16 protein-coding genes are annotated in these 25,551 nt (G+C 40.9%); 7 read left to right on the top strand and 9 right to left on the bottom strand.

The genetic code is table 11. The annotated features are described in order from the left end of the window. Positions 1–84: 84 nt before the first annotated feature. The 7 genes from ACQ96U_RS01820 to ACQ96U_RS01790 form a co-directional block, all read right to left on the bottom strand. Complete coding sequence (locus tag ACQ96U_RS01820; protein ID WP_431719517.1) at positions 85–1,122, bottom strand: hypothetical protein; 1,038 nt, start codon at positions 1,120–1,122, stop codon at positions 85–87. 1,206 nt (positions 1,123–2,328) lie between these two features. Further along, complete coding sequence (locus ACQ96U_RS01815) at positions 2,329–3,366, bottom strand: hypothetical protein (RefSeq protein ID WP_431719516.1); 1,038 nt, start codon at positions 3,364–3,366, stop codon at positions 2,329–2,331. Positions 3,367–3,404: 38 nt separating this feature from the next. Beyond that, the gene (locus ACQ96U_RS01810) at positions 3,405–4,949 is read right to left on the bottom strand and encodes a hypothetical protein (protein ID WP_431719515.1); all 1,545 of its coding nucleotides are present in this window, start codon (positions 4,947–4,949) and stop codon (positions 3,405–3,407) included. Positions 4,950–5,224: 275 nt separating this feature from the next. Further along, entirely contained in the window at positions 5,225–7,540 is a 2,316-nt protein-coding gene (locus ACQ96U_RS01805; protein ID WP_431719514.1) for a pre-peptidase C-terminal domain-containing protein, read from the bottom strand. A gap of 326 nt (positions 7,541–7,866) precedes the next feature. Further along, positions 7,867–8,268, bottom strand: coding sequence for a VOC family protein (locus ACQ96U_RS01800; protein ID WP_431719513.1), 402 nt, complete (start codon positions 8,266–8,268; stop codon positions 7,867–7,869). Positions 8,269–8,290: 22 nt separating this feature from the next. Further along, positions 8,291–8,965 carry a hypothetical protein gene (locus tag ACQ96U_RS01795; RefSeq protein WP_431719512.1) on the bottom strand — a complete coding sequence of 225 codons (675 nt, stop codon included), beginning with the start codon at positions 8,963–8,965 and terminating at the stop codon, positions 8,291–8,293. A 118-nt stretch (positions 8,966–9,083) separates the two neighbouring features. Beyond that, entirely contained in the window at positions 9,084–10,025 is a 942-nt protein-coding gene (locus ACQ96U_RS01790; protein ID WP_431719511.1) for a LysR substrate-binding domain-containing protein, read from the bottom strand. A gap of 299 nt (positions 10,026–10,324) precedes the next feature. On the opposite strand from ACQ96U_RS01790, the gene ACQ96U_RS01785 reads away from it, so the two are divergent. The 6 genes from ACQ96U_RS01785 to choV all read left to right on the top strand — a co-directional run bounded on the left by ACQ96U_RS01785 (position 10,325) and on the right by choV (position 18,499). Continuing rightward, positions 10,325–10,945, top strand: a complete 621-nt coding sequence (locus tag ACQ96U_RS01785) for a sugar O-acetyltransferase (RefSeq protein ID WP_431719510.1) — start codon at positions 10,325–10,327, stop codon at positions 10,943–10,945. Between the two features lie 993 nt (positions 10,946–11,938). Further along, positions 11,939–13,405, top strand: coding sequence for a betaine-aldehyde dehydrogenase (betB, locus tag ACQ96U_RS01780; RefSeq protein WP_431719509.1), 1,467 nt, complete (start codon positions 11,939–11,941; stop codon positions 13,403–13,405). 68 nt (positions 13,406–13,473) lie between these two features. Then, positions 13,474–15,141 carry a choline dehydrogenase gene (betA, locus tag ACQ96U_RS01775; protein WP_431719508.1) on the top strand — a complete coding sequence of 556 codons (1,668 nt, stop codon included), beginning with the start codon at positions 13,474–13,476 and terminating at the stop codon, positions 15,139–15,141. Positions 15,142–15,270: 129 nt separating this feature from the next. Then, positions 15,271–16,206 (top strand): choline ABC transporter substrate-binding protein, encoded by a 936-nt coding sequence (locus ACQ96U_RS01770; RefSeq protein ID WP_431719507.1) that lies wholly within the window; start codon positions 15,271–15,273, stop codon positions 16,204–16,206. Between the two features lie 209 nt (positions 16,207–16,415). Further along, positions 16,416–17,261 (top strand): choline ABC transporter permease subunit, encoded by an 846-nt coding sequence (gene choW, locus ACQ96U_RS01765; protein ID WP_431719506.1) that lies wholly within the window; start codon positions 16,416–16,418, stop codon positions 17,259–17,261. Positions 17,262–17,323: 62 nt separating this feature from the next. Continuing rightward, positions 17,324–18,499 carry a choline ABC transporter ATP-binding protein gene (gene choV / locus ACQ96U_RS01760; protein ID WP_431719505.1) on the top strand — a complete coding sequence of 392 codons (1,176 nt, stop codon included), beginning with the start codon at positions 17,324–17,326 and terminating at the stop codon, positions 18,497–18,499. A 278-nt stretch (positions 18,500–18,777) separates the two neighbouring features. On the opposite strand, the gene ACQ96U_RS01755 is transcribed toward choV, so the two are convergent. Continuing rightward, positions 18,778–18,933 (bottom strand): hypothetical protein, encoded by a 156-nt coding sequence (locus ACQ96U_RS01755; protein ID WP_431719504.1) that lies wholly within the window; start codon positions 18,931–18,933, stop codon positions 18,778–18,780. A gap of 506 nt (positions 18,934–19,439) precedes the next feature. Between ACQ96U_RS01755 and ACQ96U_RS01750 the strand changes: the two genes are divergently transcribed. Next, entirely contained in the window at positions 19,440–20,114 is a 675-nt protein-coding gene (locus ACQ96U_RS01750) for a TIGR01621 family pseudouridine synthase (RefSeq protein WP_431719503.1), read from the top strand. A 27-nt stretch (positions 20,115–20,141) separates the two neighbouring features. On the opposite strand, the gene ACQ96U_RS01745 is transcribed toward ACQ96U_RS01750, so the two are convergent. Continuing rightward, positions 20,142–25,442, bottom strand: coding sequence for a hypothetical protein (locus ACQ96U_RS01745; RefSeq protein ID WP_431719502.1), 5,301 nt, complete (start codon positions 25,440–25,442; stop codon positions 20,142–20,144). Positions 25,443–25,551 lie beyond the last annotated feature (109 nt).

The following is a 25,551-nucleotide window of genomic DNA, read 5'->3' as shown; positions in this document are numbered from 1 at the left end:
AGCTAATACTTTACAAAAAAACAAAATAAGTAATCGGCTTAGTAAATAGCTACCAAACTATTCAATCAACCAATATAACACTCATCAATCATTTAAATTTTTTCTATGATTGTAATAGTATGGATAACCCTGCCAACCTTGTAATCTCAACAAAGGCGATTCAATTTTAAAGCTTTCAAACTTATTATTTTTCGCATCCCATTCACTTAAAAAAGAATCTCTTATTCTTGTATAATTGTTCAGACTAAAGTCGTACATATGAGTTTGCACCTTCTCATTTTTCAATAAATCCCTATCAGGATTATTAATATTCTTAACAACAAAACCACCCTGTACTTTAAAACCAAATATTTTACCATCCTTATATTTTATTAAGCCATCATGATATACCCTGGGATAAGACTGTTGATATATTTTCTTTCCAGTTTCCACATCACGAATAATGAGTTCTTCATTACGAGTAAACACAAATTTAGTATCGTTATCCATTAGCAAAAATGAATTACCATGTTCTTCATACTTGGTTACAATAGACAGTTTTTGACTAGGCACATGAAACTTTTTCATATTTCCAGCTTCATTAAAATAAAGTGTATTACTGTCTTGCGTCCATTCAAATGCCGGCACTACAGGGCCTTCACTTACAGGAATCATTGTTTTTGTTTTAATATCGTAAATCTTTTTAACGACCTTATCTTTCAAAAACGCTAGAGCAACATAACGACCATTAGGTGAGGGCTTGGTGTCAAAAATAGTCCCCTCAATCAGCTCTTTTGGGACACGTAACTTAGGGTCTGTAAAGTCTGCTTTGACACTCCAAATTTCTTTACTCGTTTTTTTATTAATATCTTCTACTCTAGCCTCGGTAGGAGGATTATCCCAAATAAACTGTATTCTGGGTTGGTCATAACTATCAGGGTCTTGCCATACTTCTTCTTCAATCGTCATCCCTCTTTCTTCCAGCAAACTGTCAACGATCATCTCGTCTGTTTGCTCTTGTTGCTGGTCAGCAGAAGGCGGCGCCGTTGTTGACGAAGTGCTGTTATCTTCATTACAGCCACTGATAGCTAAACAGCCTGCCAGTATTAGTGTAAATAGGTGTTTTTTATAGAGTGTGCTCATGAATTTCATAATCCCCAAACCAACATTTACAGTTAAACTATTACAAGTCTCTCTAAAAATACCTTAACAACGTGGTATAAACATTGTCAGTTGCTTATTAATACTCGCTTTCAAGAGTACATCAACTTATACATATCTTACGCTCACTTCCCACTACTCCATAACTTGCTTGCATGAAGCTCAAGACGCAAAATCACCTATTTGAAATAGTTCAACTTTTATACTCAACAGCAGCGACCTCGAATAACCATAAGAAGTTTACGCGCCTAAGGCTTTCATTACTTTTTGATGTGTCTCAAAACATATGTAAGAATTAATCTATTTGTTACTTGTGTTGTATTTTGTAAGCATACCGTTAACGAAAGTTAACAATGCAGTCCCTCATCGTGTCGGTCTCTGGCGAAGATGCCATAAGGTAATGTCTAATCAGCATATTTTTAAAGATTAACGTTCTACCAATCCTCCACTCCGACATGCTGTTAATTCCTCCTGAAGCTTCATCGCTTAACAGCCGCCCTTTGAGCCCTAGAGAGTATAAAAACCTTCGTATTGGGTCTAGATTGTGCCAATGCAGCGCATGAATTAATTTGTTCCTCCCGCAGCAGAAGACCATCCTTGGTCTCTACTGCTCACGGTGCTCCCAGCACCTGCTTCACAAACCAATTCAAGCACTGCAAACCCACATGTTGCTATACCTCAATTATTATTCATCTATGGTATTTCGATGCACGCTAATGGTAGACAAAGGCTGGATAATGCGCATCGAACTGTTTGCCGCAAGGATGCGGCAACCAAGCCTCCAAGGAAGGATTCACGGCGTGTTCGAAGGGCGTTATGCAGACGTTGAACAATGGTGATTTAGCAAGTGGCTTTTATAAAGGTAAAGTTATAGGCAATTGCCCTACCTAACTTTAAAAAACTTTAGCCTCTTCTGTTACAACATTAAAGCGAGTTTCGTTTACTTGGTTCCTTTTTAGCTTAACCATTACTCGCCTTAATGTAGAGCTATTTACGCAAAGAATAACGATTTTTAATAAAACAACATTCATTTAATTTTTCCTGGCTCATATATAATACTGCTTATATAATTAACACTGTAGCAAACGAACTAAAACCACAAAACATATTAAAAAATAACATCCAGGAATATAAAAGCCTTCAATACGAACAAGCAACGCCAAAGAAAAGATTATTTATAAATTTTTATTATTGAACTCTATGATTATAATAATAAGGTTCACCCTGAGTACCTTGGCGTTTCAATAAAGGTGCTTTGATATCATCATTAATTGCTTTATCATTTTGTATATCCCACTCTCGAGTAAAATCAGCTTTAATTCGTGTATAGCTATGCAAACTAAAATCATGAACATAAAGCTGACCTCTCCCTTTGCGTAATAAATCCTTCTCTGGATGATCTATATGCTTAACAACAAAGTCACCTCGAACCTTAAAACCAAATATTTTATTATCTTTATACTTAATCAGCCCCCAATGATAAACTCTTGGATAACTTTGTTGATAAAGTTTTTTCCCCGTTTTCACGTCACGGATAATAATTTCTTTATTTCGAGTAAACACAAACTTAGTATCGTTATCCATTAATAAAAATGAGTTACCCCCTTCTTCATATTTAGTTACAATAGATAGTTTTTGGCTAGGCACATGAAACTTTTTCATATCCTTTGCCTCGTTGAAGTAAAGTGTATTACTGTCTTGCGTCCATTCAAATGCAGGCACTACAGGGCCTTCACTCACGGAAATCATTGTTTTTGTTTTAATATCGTAAATCTTTTTAACGACCTTATCTTTCAAAAACGCTAGAGCAACATAACGGCCATTAGGTGAGGGTTTGGTGTCAAAAATAGTCCCCTCAATCAGCTCTTTTGGGACACGTAGCTTAGGGTCTGTAAAGTCTGCTTTGACACTCCAAATTTCTTTACTCGTTTTTTTATTAATATCTTCTACTCTAGCCTCGGTAGGCGGGTTAGCCCAAATAAACTGTATTCTGGGCTGATCATAGCTATCCGGGTCCTGCCATACTTCTTCTTCAATGTTCATTCCTCTCTCTTCCAGCAAACTGTCAATGACCATCTCGTTTGTCTGCTCTTGTTGCTGGTCAGCAGAAGGCGGCGCTGTTGTTGACGAAGCGTTGTTATCTTCATTACAGCCACTGATAGCAAAACACCCCAAAAGTATCAGTGAGAGTAAGTATTTTTTATAGATAGTGCGAGCAAATTTCACAATCCAAAACCCAAATATGTTGATTATTTAATAGCGGTTTAACTTTGATAATTCAATGTTCGTAATGTCTCATAAGACATATTCCGAAAGATGTAAAACGGCTTTTTACTCTTTTCTTGCGGGTCTTGAATTAAGTTAAATGCGCCACTTTCAGGCACATCATGAAAAACAAGCTCCAACCATGATGTTGACGTACCATCGACATACTCACAGGTTTCGACGGTTGGTTTAGACGCATGTTGCCAACTATTATCGGTTGTTTTTAATGTGAAAAGATCATTACGTGATTTAGGTGCATGAGAGTCCATTTCAAAGTGCAAAATAATCCTTTTATCTATAGCTTTTAAATACACAACAGGAATTTTAGTCGCACGTTGTCTGTCTAATAATTTGGGATGTTTTGACAGACGTGGTATATCTTGCTCGTTTAAGTTTTGCTCTTCTTCTGTTTTGACTTGATGAGTTAATGCATTGACAATAGGACCAATACTCCCCGTTTGATGATCAAAATGTTTACCACTTTCATAGCTGATAATTTGATCGATTGAAGTACCTTCCGTTTGCAACTTGGCAGTATTATTTTCCAGCTCACTGATTTTGTCCCAGCTCCATTGCACTTGGCTATATAACAGATGAACCGCATTGGCTCCTTGTTGTATTTCGCCATTCAGTTTAAAAGGTACCCAAATGCTATGAAGCTGCATACCCAACGCAGGTCTTAGATCACCATTCACTTTGATAAGGCGACCATGACGTTGATTTCGAAAATACTCCACCCGCACATCGCGAAAAAACATACCATTAATGACTTTTAGTTCACGCCAAAGTTTTCCCTGCCAAAATACGTAGACCCATCCCCCATCAGGAAGCAGCGCAGACTGATCACGCCGCATCGCTTCAGTGATATAGCCCAGAGGTTTTAAAGGTACAATAATATTTTCCCAAATGGCTTTCTCTGTTGTGTCTTCCACAGGAGAAGCGGCTTCGACTAACCGTAAACGTAAAGCCGGTTCACCTTTCATGGGAATATAAATAAAGATTCCCCGAGGCTCATTGGGGATGCCTTTCAGTGTCACTAAACTGCGGTGTTTGCTCGCTTCAGTGTTATAGGGCTGCGGGCCTTGCATTGCATCCCGCCCTTCACTGTCTTTTGATAAATTGATACGTTGACTATCCCCAGGCCCTACACCTGCTACTTCCACCACAATTTTATAGTCGAGGCATTCACCTTCCGGTTCGGGTACTGGTGGGGGTTTAGGCAATACAATTTCAGGCTGTTTATATCGGGGCCTAACCATCGCTGGCATTTCTGTAGGAGAATCCAGCGTAACCTCCAGCTTTTTTTCCATAACCAGCTTAACGAAGGTGTCTTCCAATGCTTCCTGGGAATCACAGTGACGCAATAATGGGAGTTTTAAGAGGCTTTCTTTGGCATACCACGATTTAGCCAAAACCATTTGAATATAATCACGACACTCTTTTTCATTATAGAAATAACGATAGTTAAAGGCATTTCGCTTAGGAAATCCTTTTTGGATGACTTCATGTGGCTTGCCATCAATATAATACTGGGCAAATAGCATCTCAAACACCTAGACCAATAACCTGGAGTGGCTATTTTACGAGCCAGGGTGAGATAATGCCTCAAGCTATGTCTCATATTTTATGGTGCTATTGGATTAGCATGTAGCATTCTGTAACTAACTGCATAGATCTGTTAGTTTTTTGGTAGATTGGTAGGTACCAAGTGATAGGGATAAGTCACCGTGTTTAAAAAACACAACAGAAGCGATATGACTATCACTTCTGTTGGGTAAGTACTATGTCCTTTGCACAAACACAAATACTGTTGTCTTAGCTACTTCAACTTAGCACTAATAATAATCCCTTTATGGGCAGTCACTGCGGGTAATGTAATCAGGTAATCCTTACCCGTTTTGGCATTAGGAATCACCACTTTTTCATGACTTCCTGAATTGGTTGAGCCAAATACAATATCGGGACGTTGTTCATAATGCTCTTCATGAGGAAACTGACCTAAATCGGCTGAAACCAGCAAATCAGCATTACCTTCCTCACCATGTAAATTAATTTCCAACGTTTTACCTGCCTGATCATCAGCTAAGCGAATATAAAAATGACGATAATATTCTTTTGCCGGTGCTGCAGTGACACAAACAGGTTTATCTAAATAAATTTGTACTTCAGATGTTGGCTTTTGTGTTGCACACGCCCCTTGCTGATGATCGCCATGATCATCCCCGTCACTGGAGTCACTATCATCATCATAATCTGCCATTAATGACACACCTGAAAACGTACTTTCACTGTTTAAAAGTACATACCAAGTACCTTTCAGTCCCATTTTAGGATTATCAAATTGACAGGATTCTTTGGTGCCTTGCTCATAAGGGCGACAGTCAAATTGCTGTAGTGTTGGTTTTTTTCCATGGCGTACATACATGTCAACATCACCCGTTCCGCCCTTCATTGAAAAAGACAATGCACTGGGATTACCGTGGACATGCAATGTATATAACTGTTGTTTTCCCGTTTTACTACTCAGGTTCGCTAAGGCTTTGCCTTTAAATAATGGTTTAACGGGTAAACCATCTGTGTCATTACCATCGTCTGGTGGTGTAGGTTTATCACTATCGGGTGGTTCAGGAGTGCCATCGCCATTATCCGGAGGTTCTGGCTTATCATTATCGCCTCCATCATCGGGTGGTATTGGTTTACCATTATCATCGCCATCATCCGGTGATGCAGGTTTGCCAATAGTATCCGCACTAATATTATCTGCTAACAATTGACAAAAAGACGTGGTGATATAATCCATACTTTGGTGAATTCGTAAATAATCTATATCATAGTAGCTTTCCCTTGCTTTTTGTCTGGCTTCATTGCGTAATATCAAGTTTGCATACTGCTTGTGTTTAAAATGGCCTTTCAATGTTGAAAATGGATTGCCACAACTGGTCATACTCCAGGAAGCCGGATTGCTTTCTAACAGTTGATTAACCTGTGTATTCTCCTCTGCTAACTCTAATAAAATAATTAAATCAAACACTTCCCTAATACGACCAACGCCTGTATTCCAATCTAAATCTTGTCGAGTGACTTGGTCTTTTTCAGTTTCCAGTTTATGCAAAGGCAATTCATGCTCTGGATTTAATCCCCACAAACGCAGCACATCACTCCAATGGGGTAAACCATTATAACCTGTCGTTTTACCTTGTTTACTTTCTATTAATGCTTTAAGCTTTTCTTTTGCTTGCTGGCTTAATACGCCCGCAGATGTATCACAATAACTTAACGCTAAATATTCCTCTCTTAATCCATTATAATTAGCCGATTTTTTTGCTCTTTTATAAATACTTTCCGTTACAGCCCCTGCTAACTCATTATTAAAAATTGTCAATGCTGGCCCATAGACATGATCAGGTAAATGCATTGCAGTGCCAACCTGATCAAAATAATAATCAGCAATTTTTAACTGCTGAAAACGATCATTATTTTGCTGACCATTTTTAATATTATGCAACGTTTGCACTTGCCTGCTGGTCACTTGTTCCTGACCCTGGCCGTTATCAGAAAAAACGCCGGGCCAATCTAAATATTGTCCCCAAAAAGGCCGGGCTGGCTTGCCATGGCATTGTTGACAGTCCGAATCATTTTGACTTAAAACAGGTGCTCCTGAAGAAAAATCCAATGCCCGAAAATTCCAATTACCCTGGTCATCCAGCTGAGCCATATCCACTATTTCATAACGAGGATCTGTTTTTTTAGTACTAATATTCACCATAAAACGTGCATCAGAACCAAACATGAGTAATCCTGGATGATTAATATCGGTTTGCCCCAGTGCACGAGTTTTCTCAATAAGCGCATAGTTTTTATGCATACTATCCGGCAACGCACTAATGAATTCCTTCACACTGCGTATGTCTTTTTCCTTCAAAATCGGCATTATTTTTTGTATATCCAGTGGTAATTTTCCATCTGGAGATCCTGGGTCAGGGTCAGGTATAGGTACTGCAAAACGATCAGGTGCAGTTGGACAAGTATTAGCATAAACAGGCGAATATGCGGCAGAAATACATAAACTAAGATATAAAGAGACCTTACGAACACCTAATGCAATGTTCGTATTCTTGAATTGTTTACAGCTCATAGCAGGCTCACTTGTTGTTTTTTCACATCATAAGTGAAAATTAACTATGAACGATCATAAACAGTTCACAAGTAAAATAGCAGGGAATCAGTAAATAATAAAAATACTACTTATGTCGCTTAAACGCTCCATACTTAGAACCAACGTCCTTGCAACCCTAATATTTTTTCTAACCACCCCCCTCTACACTTTTTCTAGAGCTGTATTCTGTCAATTTACAACTTGCCGAATCTGATAATAAATGCCTCAATCGTGGCTCAGTAAAATACTTCGCTGTCAATATACGCCTAATAAACCTTTATAAAATTCAGGTTTTTACTTAAACTCTACACCTGCACAACCTCAACATAATTCCCCTCAGGATCCTGAATAAAAAAATACTGAATTCCGGTCTTTCCTTGTTGTATTTCTGAAGGTCTTAACTCAAGTTTATCGATAAACCACGCTCGGGCAGCCGTTAAATCAGTTACCTTTAAAGCAATATGTTGCCATCCTGGTTGTTTAAGATGTTGTGCTAATGGTTTGGACTTTATAAGGGGTGATGCATTTTCGGTGAAGGTAAAAAGTTCAAGACAAAAATTTTCCAACAACAGATGTATTATTGAGCATTGATCATCTGAATAACGACGTTGTTCCGTAAAACCTAAAGCTGCATAAAAATCAAACATTACACTCAGATTTTGGCATGTTAATGCAACATGGTGTATTGCAAAATCAGGCTTATTCATAAAAGTACCGTTTATTTTTCATTTAATCCAACTGTAGTGTATTCATTACCAAGGTTTGGACTGAGCTTGGCATATTTTTACCACGAATCACTAACATTTTATTTTCAACATATTCATTGGCAATAAATAACCAACGCGAGGTATCCCCTTCTGCCACAAAAACCAACCAATCATCCCATGCAATACGTGATAATTTTACAGGCTCCGTAAATAGTCCTTTCAGGCTATAACCTTTTCTTAGTTGGCGTTTAGTGTAGGGTAAAACGCCCTGTAAACGACTGGCAGGCGTTGTAAAAACAATATCCAGTAAATCCCGCGCTTGATAAAGGTCAAATATATAGTAAGCCACATAATAGTCAGGGTATTTAATAACGGCCATACTATCACTGGCTGAACGCATTCCCTGCGGCATCGCCGGTAATTGAAAAGCAAATTCCGCTGTACCAAAATCAACAGTTTTACTGTTAATCTTTGCATCGTCACTTGTTGCCATTTCACTCAATTGTGCTTTGTTAACAAAAGATTCCTTAGCACGTCTTTGGCTTTCTTTATCCGGTTTAACTTGTTCTGCCACTAATTCACAATACTCTACCTCACAAACATCATGAAAAACCCTAAACTCCCCTGTCATCCAAAAACAACCTGATAATAAGCCTGTCCCAGTGACGAGCAACAAAGTGGCAAATACACGAAACATAGTGGCATCCTATCGACTTAAGCAACAACTGAATTATCTTGAGCGCTATACAATAATGCGCCAGACTGTCCCTCACAAGCAGATAAAAGCCACTTCGTGAACCAAATGTTGGTGTTATTTAACGTTTAGTGTTCAAGTCCAATCCTGAGGGAAGGCTATGCTGGGTAATTTCATCATGAAGCCAGCGTATAAAGGTTTGGTAGCGAGGCCTTGCACCATGTTCACGCGGATAAATCAAAGTGTAATCCAAACCAGCGGGCACTTGCTGGGGTATAGGCGTCACCAGCGTGCCTGAGGCCAAATAATCAGCAACAAGGTGTAAGCGCCCCATTGCAATCCCCATATGCTGTAACGTTGCTTGCAGCGTCATATGATAGTGATTAAAAAAATACTCTGTGCAGCTTTCGCTGGGTCCTATGCCTACCGCCTGTTGCCACTGTAACCACTCGGCCCGAGGATCAGCATGATCAAGACATTCTGAACAATGTAACAGTAAGCACTGGGATAATCGTTCAGGATGATCATAAAGCTGGTGTCGTTCAGCATACTCTGGCGTACAAACAGGTACGAGCTGCTCACTGAGTAAGGTATCCACGACCACGCCTCGATAATCACTGCGCCCATAGTATATGCCCAAATCAACAGGTTCATAGCGAAAATCGAGAGCACTTGCTTTAATCCTAAGTCTTAAACTCAGTGCTGGATATAACTGTTGAAAACGTGCCAATCTGGGCATCACCCATAACTGAGCAAACGTGGGTGATATACCAATATAAAGCAAACCCCGTAAGTCATTACGACGAATATCTTCTATCTCTTCTTCAATACGGAGTAATGAATCTGTGAGTGTCACCAAAAGCTGCTCACCCTCTTTTGTGAGTTTTAGCTTTCTGGTCAGGCGAATAAACAACTTGAACCCCAGCTCTTCCTCAAGCCGTTTAATTCGATGACTTACGGCCGCTTGAGTCATATGCAATGCTTCACCGGCTTTGGTGAAACTCATAAACTGCGCCGCCATTTTAAATGTATGCAATAAATCTAATAATGCAGGATTATGCATACCAACCATCCCATTACGTCATTAAACTTCATTTCAAAGGGTTCCAGCGAAATATTCACTCATTATTTTTACTTTTTCTTAGCGATAGATTAGCGCTATTTATCTATAAAGTTTGACTTTTCATTTGTCAACAACTTGTTTTCTAATTTCAATAGAAGACACATAGCAATGCTTCAGGATACTCGCTGTTTACCTTTGATTCGTTGATGTACATTGGCTCCAGAAAAATCGAAAGCAAAGGTATGCGTATCCTAAAGAGCAAAACGAGCCAAGCCTAAAGCTTTTTGGAACGTAAATCGATGTGTGAATTAGAGAAAATGCTCGCAGGAGAAGTTTTTGATGGGAAAGATCAAAGCATTGCAGTACTTCGAAATCAAGGCCAATTTTATCTAACACAACTTAACCAAACACCCAGTAGCGACGCAGAACAAAGAACAAAAATATGTCAGCAGCTCTTTGCGGCATTTGATGAGTCAAGCCTAATCATGTCGCCCTTTATCTGCGAATTTGGCAGTAACATCATTATTGGTCAAAACACCTTCATTAACTTTCAAGTGACAATATTAGATGTTTCATCCGTGATAATTGGCAATAATGTACTCATCGCCCCCAATGTACAACTGTATACTGCAAGTCATCCCTTAAATATCAACCAACGCCGTCAGTGGGCAGTTTATGGCAAACCCATTGTCATAGAAGACGATGTCTGGCTTGGTGGTGGTGTAATTGTGTGTCCTGGCGTAAAAATTGGCAAAGGCTCTGTTATTGGCGCAGGTGCCATAGTGACACACTCTATTCCAGAAGGGGTATTAGCGGCAGGCAATCCTTGTCGGATCATTCGCTCACTTACTGCAGAAGAAATGAGTCCTTTAGGGTCAAAAGATTCTACCGCTATAACATTAGCGTCAACTGAAAGTTAATTACAGCTCAAAGTTTCTTTACTTCCCTCCTATCAACCAGTCAAGCGTATCATAACGAATATGACTGGTTTGTTATATTTAAATTTCAGGGTTGAAATTTAGATTTCAAAACAATAGTATAAAAAGAGAATCTTATGACTAACTACATTATTTTAAATGAGCATGAACTTAAACAACAAAAATTAGAGAGGAAACCAGCATTTTCATTATTGTATAAATAAACTTTTAACAACATAGCACTCAATGCGACTGTATAGTTTTAGCCGTTTGTAATTAATACTGTACCCTTACGTATAATATAACGCTTCACAGCTGAGCTATCTTTATAGCTGAGTTGGAGTGGTATTTTTAATTTAATCTACAGTTATCGTATTTTAGCTAAACTATTTAGTCATCGGCGTATTTTTCAATGCAATACACATTATTTAAAATAATTTAAGTATTTGCATGGGGGGTAAAAAACGCTAATTTTTCTGCGCCTTGTTCTCGTGACTTAAGGTTTATCCCTAATAAAAGCTAACTAAACGCCTGTTAACCCTGAAAAATGATAGTTAATAGTACTCACTGCCTACTTAGTTATTCGCAAGTATTGATAACATGAGTAAGTGAATTCGCTGACATAGCTATGGGTTTGGCTTTTTATTAAAAAAGGCGTCATGGCAAGAGGGCTGAAAAAGTTAAGGGTATCAAAACGCTATTTCTCTTTTTACAAATATAGCCTTTACAAAGGGCATAAATAAAATATTTATTATTTTATTTCATGAAATTTATTCAATTTTTTTAATCACTATATTGGTGCTCATTAAGATTAAACTATAACGTACTGTCTCGTTTTACGGTATTATCATCATTATGGGTGTATCGTATATCTTTGCAGAAATTAACCACAAAAATACAGTTTTTAAAGATAACTGTATAACCATGCATTAATAAATACAACAATAGCAGTGTAGAAAAAGTAGATTTTTTGTAATTATTAAAGGTTGAACATTTATGAGCTTGCCTTTATATCGCTCATTTATTAATGGCGATTATGTATCCAATACAACAGGTGAAAAATTTCCTGTCGTAAACCCTGCGACAGGAAATGTTATTTATGAGGTAGAACAAGCCGATAACACCCTGATCTCTGCAGCTATCCAATCTGCAGAAGAAGGCTTTTCTCAATGGTCTTCACTTTCGGGAATGGAACGCAGTCGAATTTTGATCAAAGCAACTCAATTATTACGTGAGCGCAATGATGAGCTGGCTAAAATAGAGGTTATTGATACAGGTAAACCCTGGCAAGAAGCCAGTACCGTTGATATTCAAACCGGTGCTGACAGTATCGAATATTATGCAGGGCTTGCTTCTTCTGCACTGACAGGTCAGCAACAGTCTATTGGCACTGATTTCTACTACACACGCCGTGAACCTTTAGGTATCTGTGCAGGCATTGGTGCGTGGAACTATCCATTACAAATTGCCTGTTGGAAAGCAGGTCCTGCATTAGCCTGTGGCAATAGCATGATTTTTAAGCCCTCAGAAGAAACACCCTTAGGCGCACTAAAACTTGCTGAAATATTTATCGAAGCTGGTTTACCGGCAGGTGTTTTTAATGTAGTGCAAGGTGATTATCGTGTTGGTCAAATGCTTACTCAACACCCCGCCATAGCCAAAATATCTTTTACGGGTGAAGTCAATACTGGCAAAACGGTCATGGCCGATGCCGCTTCATCGCTTAAATCAGTCACGATGGAACTTGGTGGTAAATCACCGTTGATTATCTTTCCAGATGCTGACTTAGATAATGCCATCAGTGGTGCTATGGTGGGTAATTTTTATACTCAAGGTGAAGTCTGCACTAATGGTACTCGTGTCTTTGTCCATGAAAGCATTGCTGATACCTTTATTGAAAAACTACTTACACGTATTCGCCATAATATTCAAATCGGAAACCCTCTAGACCCAGTAACAAATATGGGTGCACTTATTTCCGCCAATCACCTGGATAAAGTTTTAGGCTACATCGATCAAGCAAAACAACAAGGGGCGAAATGTATTATTGGTGGCCACCGTGTACATCCTGAAGGTCATGAGCAAGGCTTTTTTGTCTCGCCCACGGTATTTACTGAATGCACCGATGACATGAGTATTGTGCAGGAAGAAATATTCGGCCCAGTGATGAGTATTCTTACCTTTAAAGATGAAAAAGAAGTGATTCAACGGGCTAACCAAACTCATTACGGGTTGGCTGCCGGTGTTTTCACCCAGAATATTCAACGGGCTCACCGTGTTATTCAGCAACTTCAAGCCGGTATTTGCTGGATTAATCAATATGGTGCCTCCCCCGCCGAAATGCCTGTCGGAGGCTATAAACAGTCTGGTATAGGCCGTGAAAATGGCACAGTCACCCTTGAACACTATACCCAATTAAAAGCTGTTTATGTTGGCATGACGCCAATGGAATCCCCCTTCTAGCGTATTACACATGATATTTACCACCCTTAATGATTGGTATGTACAACGTGTAAAGGAAACTACTAACCATGCACTTTGATCAAGACGTTGACTATATTATTGTTGGTACTGGCTCTGCAGGCTGTGTACTGGCAAACAGATTATCTGAAGACGAAAACTGTCGTGTTCTTGTATTAGAAGCAGGTCGAAAAGATGATACCTGGAAAATCCATATGCCTGCCGCTCTCACCTATAATCTCAATGATGATAAATATAATTGGTATTATCATACTGAACCGCAAGCATTCATGAATAACCGCAAATTATACTGGCCTCGCGGTAAAGTGTGGGGAGGCGGTTCAGCATTAAATGCAATGGTTTATATTCGTGGGCATGCTTTTGACTACGACCGCTGGGAACAAGAAGGTGCATCAGGCTGGTCTTATTTTGATGTACTCCCTTACTTCCGTAAAGCAGAAAGCCGCGAACAAGGGGGCGATGATTACCGAGGCAATAATGGACCATTAAATGTTCATACTGGTAATGAGCCAAACCCATTGTTCAATGCCTTTATTAAAGCTGGACAACAAGCAGGCTATCCCTTTACTGAAGACATGAATGGTTTTCAGCAGGAAGGCGTAGGCCTTATGGATATGACAATAAAAGAAGGTAAGCGCTGGAGTGCGGCTCAAGCTTATCTTCGTCCCGCATTGCAACGCCCTAATTTATCGGCCGAAACAGGTGCAATGACAACGCGCATTTTATTTTCGGGTAAAAAAGCCATTGGGGTTGAGTACATACAAAAAGGTAAAACCTTTAAGGTCAAGGCTAATTGCGAAGTCATTCTAAGTGCAGGTGCTATTAATTCACCACAACTACTGATGCTTTCTGGAATTGGTCCTGCGACCACACTCAACCAGCTAGGTATTGATGTTGTTGAAGACCGACAAGGCGTAGGTCAAAACTTACAAGATCACCTTGAGCTTTATATACAACATGCCTGTAAAGAACCCGTTACGCTTTATAAATACACCTCCCAGCCTGGCAAAACCGTTGCCGGCGTAAAATGGTTTGCTAACCATGATTGGGGTCCCTGCCGAACAGCACATTTAGAAGTAGGTGGATTTATACGCACTGAGGCAGGTGTTCGCCATCCCGATTTACAGTTCCACTTCTTGCCTTCCCAAGTCATTGACCATGGTCGAAAAGATCCTGAGTGTCATGCATTTCAGGTGCATGTAGGTCCTATGCGAGCAACCAGTAAAGGTTATCTAACATTAAAATCTGCCGATCCTTTAACGCATCCTGTCCTACAACCGAATTATCTTAGTACAGAACGTGACCGATGGGAAATGCGCCAAGCCGTAAAATTAACCCGGGAAATGTTTCAGCAAACGGCTTTTGATGAATTTCGTGGCGCAGAGTTAAGACCAGGCCCGGCCACCAAAACTGATGAAGAAATAGATGAGTTTATACGGCAGTATGCGGATAGTGCCTATCATCCTTCTTGTACATGTAAAATGGGAAGTGCAAATGATCCGCTGTCGGTAGTGGATGCTGAAGCGCGTGTCTATGGAATTGAAGGATTGCGCGTCGTTGACGCATCCATTATGCCCAGTATTGTCAGCGGTAATCTTAATGCACCGACCATCATGCTCGCCGAAAAATGTGCAGATCATATAAAAGGAGCCCCTCTGCTTCCAACCTCCCCAGTTCCTGTATGGGAGCACCCACACTATAAAACAAAACAACGTTAAATAAATAAGCATAATCAACCAATGCGGTTATCTCTCAATTTGTCACCAACAATTTTCCCTCATTGAGGGAGGCATAAATAACGTGGCCCATCAATTCCCATTGAGAGAACATAATTTTAAGAGGACGTTATGAATTATATACGCTCACTACTTATACTTAGCTTGACGTTTTTTTCATCACTGGTTGCTGCAGATAATCAGTGCCGAACCATTCGTTTTGCTGATGTAGGCTGGACTGATATTACGGCCACTACAGCACTCACCTCTGTCATTCTGGAAGGACTTGGTTATCAAACTGAAACTAAACTGCTCTCAGTGCCTGTGACTTATAAATCGCTGGCCAGCGGTGATATTGATGTGTTCCTGGGTAACTGGATGCCAACCATGGAAAACGATATTGCCCCTTACCGCAAAAAAGACACTATCGATATTTTAGGCAAAAACCTGACAGGAGCGAAATATACATTAGCCGTACCCCGTTATGTTTATGAAAAAGGCGTCAAATCCTTTGCGGATATTGTCAAGTATGCCAGTAAATTCCAACAGCGTATTTATGGTATAGAACCTGGTAATGATGGTAATCGTATTATTCAAGATATGATTAACCAAAATGCATTTAAACTAGGCGAGTTTAAAGTTGTCGAGTCCTCAGAAGCCGGTATGCTTTCTCAAGTCAAACGCGCAATAAAAAGAAAAAAATGGATTGTATTTTTAGGTTGGGAACCCCACCCGATGAATACACAATTTGATTTAGTGTATTTGCCAGGTGGAGATAAATTCTTCGGTCCCAACTTAGGAGGCGCAGAAGTCTACACGAACGTCAGAAAAAACTTTGCCCAAGAATGTAGCAATGCAGGCCAGCTACTTAATAACATGCAGTTTTCCCTGACCATGGAAAATGCGGTAATGGATAGCATATTAAATCAGGGACTATCCCCCAAAGAAGCATCAAAACAATGGCTCCAAAAAAATCCAAAAGTACTTACCCAGTGGTTAAAAAATATTAAGACCGTTGATGGTAAACCTGGCCATAATGCCGTCACCGAATCACTGAAACAAAGTTAGTAAACACCACAAAAAAATGTTTCCCATGAGTGATTTTTACTCACACCTTATTGGAGATGCCCATATGGCATCTCTCGCCTATTTTAATACAAGGGCGCCTCTAAGTCGTTCAATCATGATTATTAGTTATGAGCGATGTCCTTCATTAATCGCCGCCAAAAATCACGATATCATGGGAATTTATTTACCACCTTTATTGTATTAAACGTATGAGCATTATTACTGAATATAAAATTCCGCTTGGTCAATACATGGAAAACTTTATTGACCTACTGGTTGAACATGGCAGTTGGTTTTTTGATTATACGGCAATCACCCTGGAATGGTTGATTGAATCCCTAACCCAGTTTTTACTTTGGTTCCCGCCTCTCATATTTATTGGTTTAATGGCAAGTTTAGCTTACCTGATCCACCGAAAAGTCGGTATTGTCATCTATACGGTTCTTTCATTATTACTGATTCTTAATTTAGGTTATTGGGCTGCCACCATGACCACGTTAGCCCTGGTGTTATATGCCACTTTTTTTTGTGTGCTGATTGGTACACCTGTGGGTATATATGCAGCACATCACCCCTGGTTATACCAATTGTTACGCCCTCTGCTTGACTTGATGCAAACCATTCCTACCTTTGTTTATTTAATACCCACACTTACCCTCTTTGGTTTAGGCGTGGTGCCAGGATTAATTTCAACCGTTATTTTTGCAATAGCAGCACCGATACGCCTAACCTATTTAGGTATTAGTGAAGTTCCTAAAGAATTAATTGAAGCAGGTAAGTCATTTGGTTGTACCCCACGACAACTCCTGTACAAAGTTGAGCTTCCTGCCGCTATGAGCAGTATTGCAGCAGGCATTACTCAATGCATTATGCTGGCATTGTCCATGGTAGTAATTGCTGCACTGGTTGGCGCAGATGGCCTGGGCAAACCTGTTATCCGTGCACTCAATACTGTTGATATCGCAAAAGGTTTTGAAGCAGGTTTAGCCATCGTTCTTATCGCGATTCTGCTTGACCGCCTTTTCAAGCAAGAGTCGGCCACACAATCGTCTTAAGTGCAAAAAAAGCAAAAAATGTGACCGTTATAATCGCGAATTTTTAAATAGAACCTGAGCATATGATTACGTTAAAAAATATAGATGTCATTTTTGGTGATCGACCTGAACAAGCTTTTCCTTTAATTGATCAAGGGTATAACAGAGAACAGATTCAACAAGCAACAGGCCTCATCACTGGCGTTCAACAAGCCAACCTGACCATTAAAAAAGGGGAAATTTGTGTTCTGATGGGGCTATCAGGATCAGGGAAATCTACTCTGCTCCGCTGCCTTAATGGTCTAAACACTATTTCCCGTGGTGAAATTTTAATTGACTACCAACAGCAACAAATAAACTTAAGTGAAGCATCTGCCGCACTACAGCGGGAAATTCGTATGCATCACATAGCCATGGTATTTCAAAGCTTTGCGTTGATGCCTTGGCTCACCGTAGCGGAAAACGTTGCCTTTGGATTAGACTTACAAAAAATCAGCAAAAAAGAAAAAACTAAACGAGTCACACAACAATTGTCGTTAGTTGGCTTAACTGAGTGGAAAAATGCTTTTCCTCATGAACTATCAGGAGGTATGCGTCAACGTGTTGGACTTGCCCGTGCCCTTGCCGCTGAGTCACCTGTCCTGCTCATGGATGAACCTTTTTCTGCCTTAGATCCACTCATTCGCCAACAATTACAAGATGAGTTATTAACGCTTCAGGCTGAACTGCAAAAAACCATCGTTTTCGTAAGTCATGATCTGGATGAAGCTTTAAAACTTGGGACTCAAATTGCGATTATGAAAGATGGGTGTATTGTGCAACATGGTACTCCAGAAGAAATTGTACTGAATCCTGCCAATGACTACGTTCGTAACTTTGTCGCCCATACCAATCCATTAGGTGTGCTGAAGGCCAATACATTAATGACACAATACGAAGTATCTGGAAAAGAAGCCGTCCCCATCAACAACGGTCATTATAGTCAATTACTGGTGAATGGCGATAAACTTCAACAGGCTTATATTAACCAAGAAGGGAAAAAACTCGATTTACAACACTGGCTACCTGGACACTCAATACAGCAGCTTAAAAGCTTACCGACAACAATTCCTTTAGATACACCCATGCAGGATATTATTGCTATAAAAAATGCGACCCGACAAAATATTTTTGTTGTGGGTGCAGATAAAATCATAGGCTACATCACGGAAAGCGAACTTTATCATGGGTTTTTAGGAAAGCATTTAGCTTCGGCATAATCCGCGTCTTAACGGCTCAGCGATTGTATTGGTACAAATAACCCAGACGACTAGCAAACTGAAGTACACGAAACACCGATTATGGTTATCATAATGGTGTACTTCAGTTTAGTCTTGACACCAAAGCACTAAAATTATCAGAACAAATCACGCTTAGACTCAACTAATAAGTGCAACTCACCAGAAAGCGGATTAAGGTTAGCCGCAAGAAAATAGTTTCAGTTGGAAAAGCTAATAAACCTCAAAAAGACAGGGTTACACTACTGTCCATGAAGCTATTATGACATTTGAATCGCAGAAAGAGCAGCTAAGGCACCAGTGAAAAGTACTGGAGCAACCAGCCAATAGGTCACATCTTCAACAAACTGCACAGTTTTGTTCAACAGAGTAAAACGAGTATTATCATTTTGTTTTTTGGATAGCTTTTTATTCATAATATAATTCCTTAGTCAATTACAACTCGTATAGCCTTTCCCCATTCCCAGGGATTCTGGTTATAAAGTTATAATATTTATGGTTGAATACCTCTTATAAAGTCCTCCTTACAAGTATAGGCATAGCTTTAAATTTTAGCATATTTTTTTTATATGAATACTAGTAGATTTGCTTATTTGTTAAAAGTTCCCAAAAAAAAAAACGCTTTCGTGCACCTCTTAATGTATTTTTTGATGAATGAAAACATGCTGGCGAACTTACATACATCACTAATACAACCAATCCTGGAAACGAAATACTTCTCCTCCCCAATCGAAGTTACCCCTTAAATACTACACTATTTGTATTTTAGGCTCATCATGAATGACTGACGGTCTCTATGCTCAAAATAGGCACCACTGACAGGAAACCAGTTGACATTAACAACACCCACAGTTAAAACCTTGCCAAGAGTACTTATTTATTATGACCTGAACCATCGCTATGCCCTTTACTGTGGATTTATATGCTTAACATTATTTCAGAACATCCAGATTTTTACGTTATTTATAAACCTGCAAATGTGAGTGTTCATCAAACGTCAGAGCAGCTAGGTATTATTCCTTTAGTACAAAATCACCTTGGGAACCAATCCCCCTTATGGCTTGTTCACCGACTTGATCAAGTGACCTCGGGTTTATTAGTTTTAGCACGTAATCAACAGGCAGCCCAAACATTTGGCCATCTATTTAGCGGTCAACAAATCACCAAGTATTATTTAGCCATTACGGCTGGCCGTCCGAAAAAGAAACAAGGAAAAATTATTGGGGATATGACAAAAACACGTAATGGTAGTTGGAAACTACTGCATACCAAACAAAACCCAGCCATTACAGAGTTTATCAGTACCCATTTAACACCTGGAAAACGTCTGTGCCTTATTCACCCCCTCACGGGAAAAACACACCAGATACGTGTTGCACTAAAAAGTCTGGGAACACCTATTTTAGGCGATCCACGTTATTACCCTAAAAACCTTGAGCCTGCTGATCGCTGTTATCTTCATGCTTTTGCATTACAATTTAATTGGCAAGGCCAACTACAAAGGTTTTGTGTGCCACCACAAGAAGGTCAGTATTTTTTAGGCACTCCTTGCCAAGAAGCATTATCGGGTTATAACCCGCCATGGACTTTTTTTTAGCGCTACCCTTTGCATAAACGACTTTGTCTATTTACTCACTTTTTCTGGTAATAAATACGACAGTGGAAGTAACAACCAATCGAAGGGTATATTTTCCTGCTCAATCGAAATAACATGCAACAACCCATTATGTTGAAATATCAACTTAAATTGATTGGGCATAGACTCTTCATGTTGAAGCCACTGCAATAAATTCACCGTACCAGGTATTTGCAATTGTTTTTCAGAAACCCAAAGTGCATCCTGATGGCTTCGTGTTACCTGAACAGGTGCCAACTGTTGCCACAGCATAGAAAATTGCTGCTCACCCTCTTGCCATTGCCAGCGTAACGCTGAATGTTTTGGTACTTTTTCCACAGTAAAAAAGGTGGGAGGATCAGGCCATTGTTGACGCGTTTGTTGGTAGGAAATAATTTTTTGCTTTAATGATTTAAAATTGGATTTCGCCGTGGTTAATGTCTTTTCATCCATTTTTTGCGCTAGCGATGTTTTATAGTGACCACTGCTTCGACTATGACTGTCCCTATTATGCTCAGCCTTTTTATCCGAAGCAGATTGATCTAACGTTTCACTTTCAGCTTGTTGGTCATACATCCCTTCTTCTGTAGACTGCACATCCAATTCACACATCATCCACGCTGTTGTAAATGATTCAGCCGATAGTGACTGGTTCGCTTCCAACGCCGCGTGACTAAAAAATTCGCAGGCCGTTGACAGTAAACCACCAGGTAACTGAGGCAGTGCTTTATCAATAATCTGCCACCAGGGCATAGCCGCTTTTTCTTTCTCCTGCCAGGCTAAGCGAGCCAAATAATAGGCTGCTGCGCCTTCACCTTTTTCCCACTGTTGCTGCCAAAATTGCCACAGTTTATCAAAATAGGGATCTTGGTAGTTTTTTGAAACTTTCTGCTGCATTTGCCATCGTCGATATGCCTGCTCTATCACCGGAAATAATGAAGGTATGACTAACTCAGGATTAGACTGTATTACCTGCATTATATTATTCAGTACTTGTTGTATATCTACCCGCAAAAACCGACCCGGTGAAAATAAATTATGTTGTCGAGCAAACAACAACGCCAATGCTCGCTGTGCATATGGATTTTGCTGCTCATTGGCAAGCTGAATAATCACATCCAATGGTTCAAAAGGCCCTGGCTCTAATAGAACCGTTAATAATTGAGCCATGACCTGCGCGTAAGGTTCCTGTTGTTGTGCCGCTTTGGTATACCAAAGCAATGATTGCTGTAAAACATACTCGTTACTGGCACTCTGTTCTAACCAATCACCCAGTTGCCGTTGTGCAGAAACTTCATTATCACTGGCTGAGCGCTGTATTCTTGTTAATTCAGCTAAATACTGCTCCCATAAACTGGCCAATTTATTTGCAGCTTGATCCTGGCGCTGTTGGTAATGTGCAATGAGTAAACGAACGGCTTCAGTATTACCCGCCGCAGCCAGCTGAACAGCCATAGCGCGTTGAGCTGGCTGCTTTGGCAACTGCTGTTGACTTTGCCATTGCTGCAATAAGTTAAGCAGCGCTTGCCACTTAGCCTTGTTATCTGGTGGCGGCCAGTTTCTGGTGCTGGCTTTAACCAACCAATGTGCGGCAAGATCAACATTCTTCTCTACACCCAGTCCCAATTGATAAAGCTGTGCGAGTAAGAATGCTCTTGAAGGGGGGACAACCGCCTGCTTATCTGCAATCAACAAATCAGCCACAACATCCTTGGCTATGTCGGGTTGACTCGCAGACAGCGTCTGTAGCTGCGCCAGCCCTTGTTGCTGAACACGATAATCTTGACTGCGTAACCAGTACTGCAAAGCCGGTATTTGCCACTGTTTATCCAGAGCCGCAGCCTTCGCGAGCCAGTATCTGGCCATTGACTGATCCCCCTTTTCCAGCAGCCACTGCCCTAACGCCCATGCAGATCGAGCATGTCCCCTTTGCGCTGCATGCTGCCACCAATAAACCGGGGGTACTAACAATTGCTGTGCTGGTACAACCACTAACGTATCATCAACTGCTAACAACTCTGCCAACCAATAGGCAGACTCCACATCCGTTTGAGCCTCTTTGTGTAGAGCCAAAGCCCAGGGTTTCATTGCCCCATGAACCGCTCTGGGTTCGAGGGCAAAGGCTTTACGGTAGTAGCCAATCGCCTTTTGCGGCTGAAGATCCAGTCCTTCTCCTTTTGCATATGCCTTAGCTACTTGCAACAGTGCAGAGACACTTAATGGCCCCTCTACAGCGGCTAACCCTTTAACGGCTTCAGGCGTTTTCATCACGGCCAGATGATCAATAATCAACGCACGCAACGGTTTGGATACGCCTGGCGGTTGCTGAAGCAGTTTAACCAGCGCAGACACAGTGACCTGTTGATCCAGTTTGTGCAGTGTCGCCATGATCGCCGTGAGTAATGCATCATCCGCACTTGGCAAATAGGCAACCAGCGCCTCTATAGTGTCATTAAAGCCACGAATGCCTATCGCTTCAACAGCCGCAATACGCATCATTGTATTGTCTGAAGTATCCAGAAGAGAAACGAGTACATCCGCTAAATTTTGATCCGAGGCAGTCAGTGACAGCCAATCCAGTAACGCCTGAGGATCGCCCTGTTGAGCAGCCTTTTCTAACCAGGTAACCGCAGCGTCTTGCTGATCGGTTGCCATCAGGTACTGGCCTAGAGCACGTTGTGCCTTTAGAAATCCTCGGCTTGCGGCCTGCTGTAAGTAATCTTGAGCTAATTCTGCAGGAATCAAAACCACCGCAGACTCTTTACCGGTTTGTAACCACCGCCATAAGGCATACTGAGCTTCCACTTCGCCTTGTGCTGCAGCCTGTAAATAGAGTCGAATAATATCGCTTTCAGTGCCTTGTAAACTTTCATCCTGCTCATACCACTGGGCGAGGATTAACTGTGCTTTTGCCTCACCCAGTTTGGCGGCCTCTTGATACCAGTGCAGAGCTTCATGGGGTTGTGGCCCCAATAAAAACTGTCCATGCTGGCTTTGTATGCCTTGATAGTAAAGATCAGCCAATTTCAACATAGCACCACTACTACCCTCACGAGCGGCATACTGGAAATAGCGATATGCCTCAAAAGCTCGATCACTTTGTTGATGCAATTGACCAAGGTAGTAATAACTTTGTGCTGAACCCAGCTCAGCAGACTTTTCAAGCCAGTACTGAGCCGCATTTAGATCTTGCTCTCCTGCTATGCCATACCAACAACGAAGACCCCAGAGCTGCCACAACCGCTGCTGAAAATCTCTGTTCGTTTCAGTTTTAACAGGAAAATCATGCGTCGTTAAACCTGTAAGCCACTGTTTTGCTGTTTCATCGTTCTGCGTAGCTGCTTTTTCCAGCCAAAATGCTGCTTGCGTTAAATTCCGTGGTTGTCCCCAGCCCACCAAAGCGCTCATGCCTAACCAACGTTGTGCAGACACCCAACCTAATCTTCCTGCGCGCAGCATTAACTGAAATGTTGTTATCTCTTTATTCCGCCCACTTTGACCTTGCCATACTCCTTGAGCCAAAAGCCAATAAGCCTCTGCAGCTTGAGGATTTGACTTAATCGCCTGTTGTAGCAGCTTGGCGGTATCAGCCCAAGCTACCGTCATCTGGTTTGCTAATTGCCACTTAGCCAGTTGAATAGCGGCATGACTGCTGCCACCCTCACTGGCTTTTTCTAATAACTGAATACTGGCCTCAGTCCATTCATCCTGCTGTTGATGCATCACCATCGCTAACCAGTAAGCGCCATCTGGATGCTGATGTTGTTGCCACGCGGACTGAGCCCAAAATAAGGCTTTGTCTAATTTTTTATCAGTAAAAAAGTGTTCTGCTAGCGCAAGCTGACTATAAACCCAGCCCTGTGCGGCTGACTTTTCATACCAGTGCAGCGCATCCTGCTCATTCACGGCAAAATAGCCACCATAGTGATAACTTTGAGCCAACTGAAACTGGGCGGCTGCATCACCTTTTAATGCTTTGGCAAGAAAGTCTGGTGTCGGCCTTTTTCCTGGCACAGACCTCAGGGGGACTTCCAATGAGGTTACTTGATCCTCAGCCAGGTTTGTCCAAACCGTCAACGTAGCGTGAGTCGCTTGCCAGGGTATGTGATAGATCGCATAGCCTTCGTTATCAGTCTGCCCTTCATAACGTTCACCAACCACTTCAAGCTTATAAGGACGACGACGCAGTACTTGCCCATTATCACCTACCAATTTAATCATTAAATAAGCATCACCTGGCTGCCGCTCGCGTGCTTCTTGTTCAAGCATTTGCTGTTCTTGTGCTAATAAAACTTTACTCTTAAAAATTTCACGGGTTCGGTGGGCTCGTTGTCGACGATGAAACGTTAACGCTTGAGTTTGTTTTGTACCTGGCAGTGTCAGTTTAAGTTGTAAAACCTGTTCGCCTAATTGGTGTATTGGCCAATGAAAGTCTTGTAACTGGTTAGCCATACCATCCCATTCAATGACATGAATGATTCGTTGTATGTTGTCAGGCTGAGAACGATCAACGTTTAGCTCATAGGTACAATAATGATGATCCGATAGCACCACATCACTCGGTGCACACAATAGCGGCTTATTTTTTTGGGCAAGTGCAAAATAATTATTGGGCTCCATCACCATAATAATGGCTTCACCTTCACTAAAGGCAACCCACTCACCGGGAGTAATGGTTTCAGCGTTATCATCTGGAGGTACTAAATTATTTAACAGCTGATGGGTTATTTGTTGACGTAAAGGCAATGTCAGTGAAGTACCTTCCATACCGACAAACTGTAACTCGCTCAACTGCTCGATACCTGGCAGCGCATTAATCGAAGTAGAGGCAATGTTCAAGTAAGCCAATTGTTGGAGATTTTCTAAACCAACCAATTTTTGAAGAGGATTATCACTCACCTCTAACACTTTTAATGTTTGCCAACTGGCAGGTATGGTGAGTTGATTTAAACCAACACCCACCAGCTGCAGCCCTTCCAGATTTTGTAATCCCAATAACGGTTCAATACTAATAACAGGTTGTCCATGTACCGCTAACCAGCGAATTTGTCCTTTCTCATCCATCAACACACACTGCTGACATAGAAGAGGTATCCACGTTACCAATTCTGTAACATCTGCATTATTAGGAAATGGGGGGAATTGATCCAGAGGCAGTAATTCAAAACCAGGAAAAAGGCCATTCACTTCTGCAAAGTGCACAACCCGTGTCGTTTCATCTATACGACCAGCAACCGCTAGTCCAAAACAGCTAAATATGCCAACTACAATGGCAATAACTGCGTTAACTTTGCGCAGCATAACGATCATCGTGTGACTACTCAATTTACTACTAGTATTCGTTAATACTCACTGACAGCACTGCGACGTTTTACAAGCTCATCAGTAATTCATTACTGTACTCATAAATGAAATAGGC

The organism is Zooshikella sp. RANM57 (assembly GCF_050749885.1).
GTDB lineage: Bacteria > Pseudomonadota > Gammaproteobacteria > Pseudomonadales > Zooshikellaceae > Zooshikella.
Note: the sequence above shows the minus strand (reverse complement) of the source record. Positions and strands in the feature narration are given on the sequence as shown.

Bases quoted from the DNA above. Each gene is read 5' to 3' on its own strand.
- ACQ96U_RS01820 (WP_431719517.1), bottom strand. From the start codon at position 1,122: ATGAGCACACTCTATAAAAAACACCTATTTACACTAATACTGGCAGGC.
- ACQ96U_RS01810 (WP_431719515.1), bottom strand. From the start codon at position 4,949: ATGCTATTTGCCCAGTATTATATTGATGGCAAGCCACATGAAGTCATC.
- ACQ96U_RS01805 (WP_431719514.1), bottom strand. From the start codon at position 7,540: ATGAGCTGTAAACAATTCAAGAATACGAACATTGCATTAGGTGTTCGT.
- ACQ96U_RS01800 (WP_431719513.1), bottom strand. From the start codon at position 8,268: ATGAATAAGCCTGATTTTGCAATACACCATGTTGCATTAACATGCCAA.
- ACQ96U_RS01795 (WP_431719512.1), bottom strand. From the start codon at position 8,965: ATGTTTCGTGTATTTGCCACTTTGTTGCTCGTCACTGGGACAGGCTTA.
- ACQ96U_RS01790 (WP_431719511.1), bottom strand. From the start codon at position 10,025: ATGCATAATCCTGCATTATTAGATTTATTGCATACATTTAAAATGGCG.
- ACQ96U_RS01785 (WP_431719510.1), top strand. From the start codon at position 10,325: ATGTGTGAATTAGAGAAAATGCTCGCAGGAGAAGTTTTTGATGGGAAA.
- betB (WP_431719509.1), top strand. From the start codon at position 11,939: ATGAGCTTGCCTTTATATCGCTCATTTATTAATGGCGATTATGTATCC.
- betA (WP_431719508.1), top strand. From the start codon at position 13,474: ATGCACTTTGATCAAGACGTTGACTATATTATTGTTGGTACTGGCTCT.
- ACQ96U_RS01770 (WP_431719507.1), top strand. From the start codon at position 15,271: ATGAATTATATACGCTCACTACTTATACTTAGCTTGACGTTTTTTTCA.
- choW (WP_431719506.1), top strand. From the start codon at position 16,416: ATGAGCATTATTACTGAATATAAAATTCCGCTTGGTCAATACATGGAA.
- choV (WP_431719505.1), top strand. From the start codon at position 17,324: ATGATTACGTTAAAAAATATAGATGTCATTTTTGGTGATCGACCTGAA.
- ACQ96U_RS01755 (WP_431719504.1), bottom strand. From the start codon at position 18,933: ATGAATAAAAAGCTATCCAAAAAACAAAATGATAATACTCGTTTTACT.
- ACQ96U_RS01750 (WP_431719503.1), top strand. From the start codon at position 19,440: ATGCTTAACATTATTTCAGAACATCCAGATTTTTACGTTATTTATAAA.
- ACQ96U_RS01745 (WP_431719502.1), bottom strand. From the start codon at position 25,442: ATGATCGTTATGCTGCGCAAAGTTAACGCAGTTATTGCCATTGTAGTT.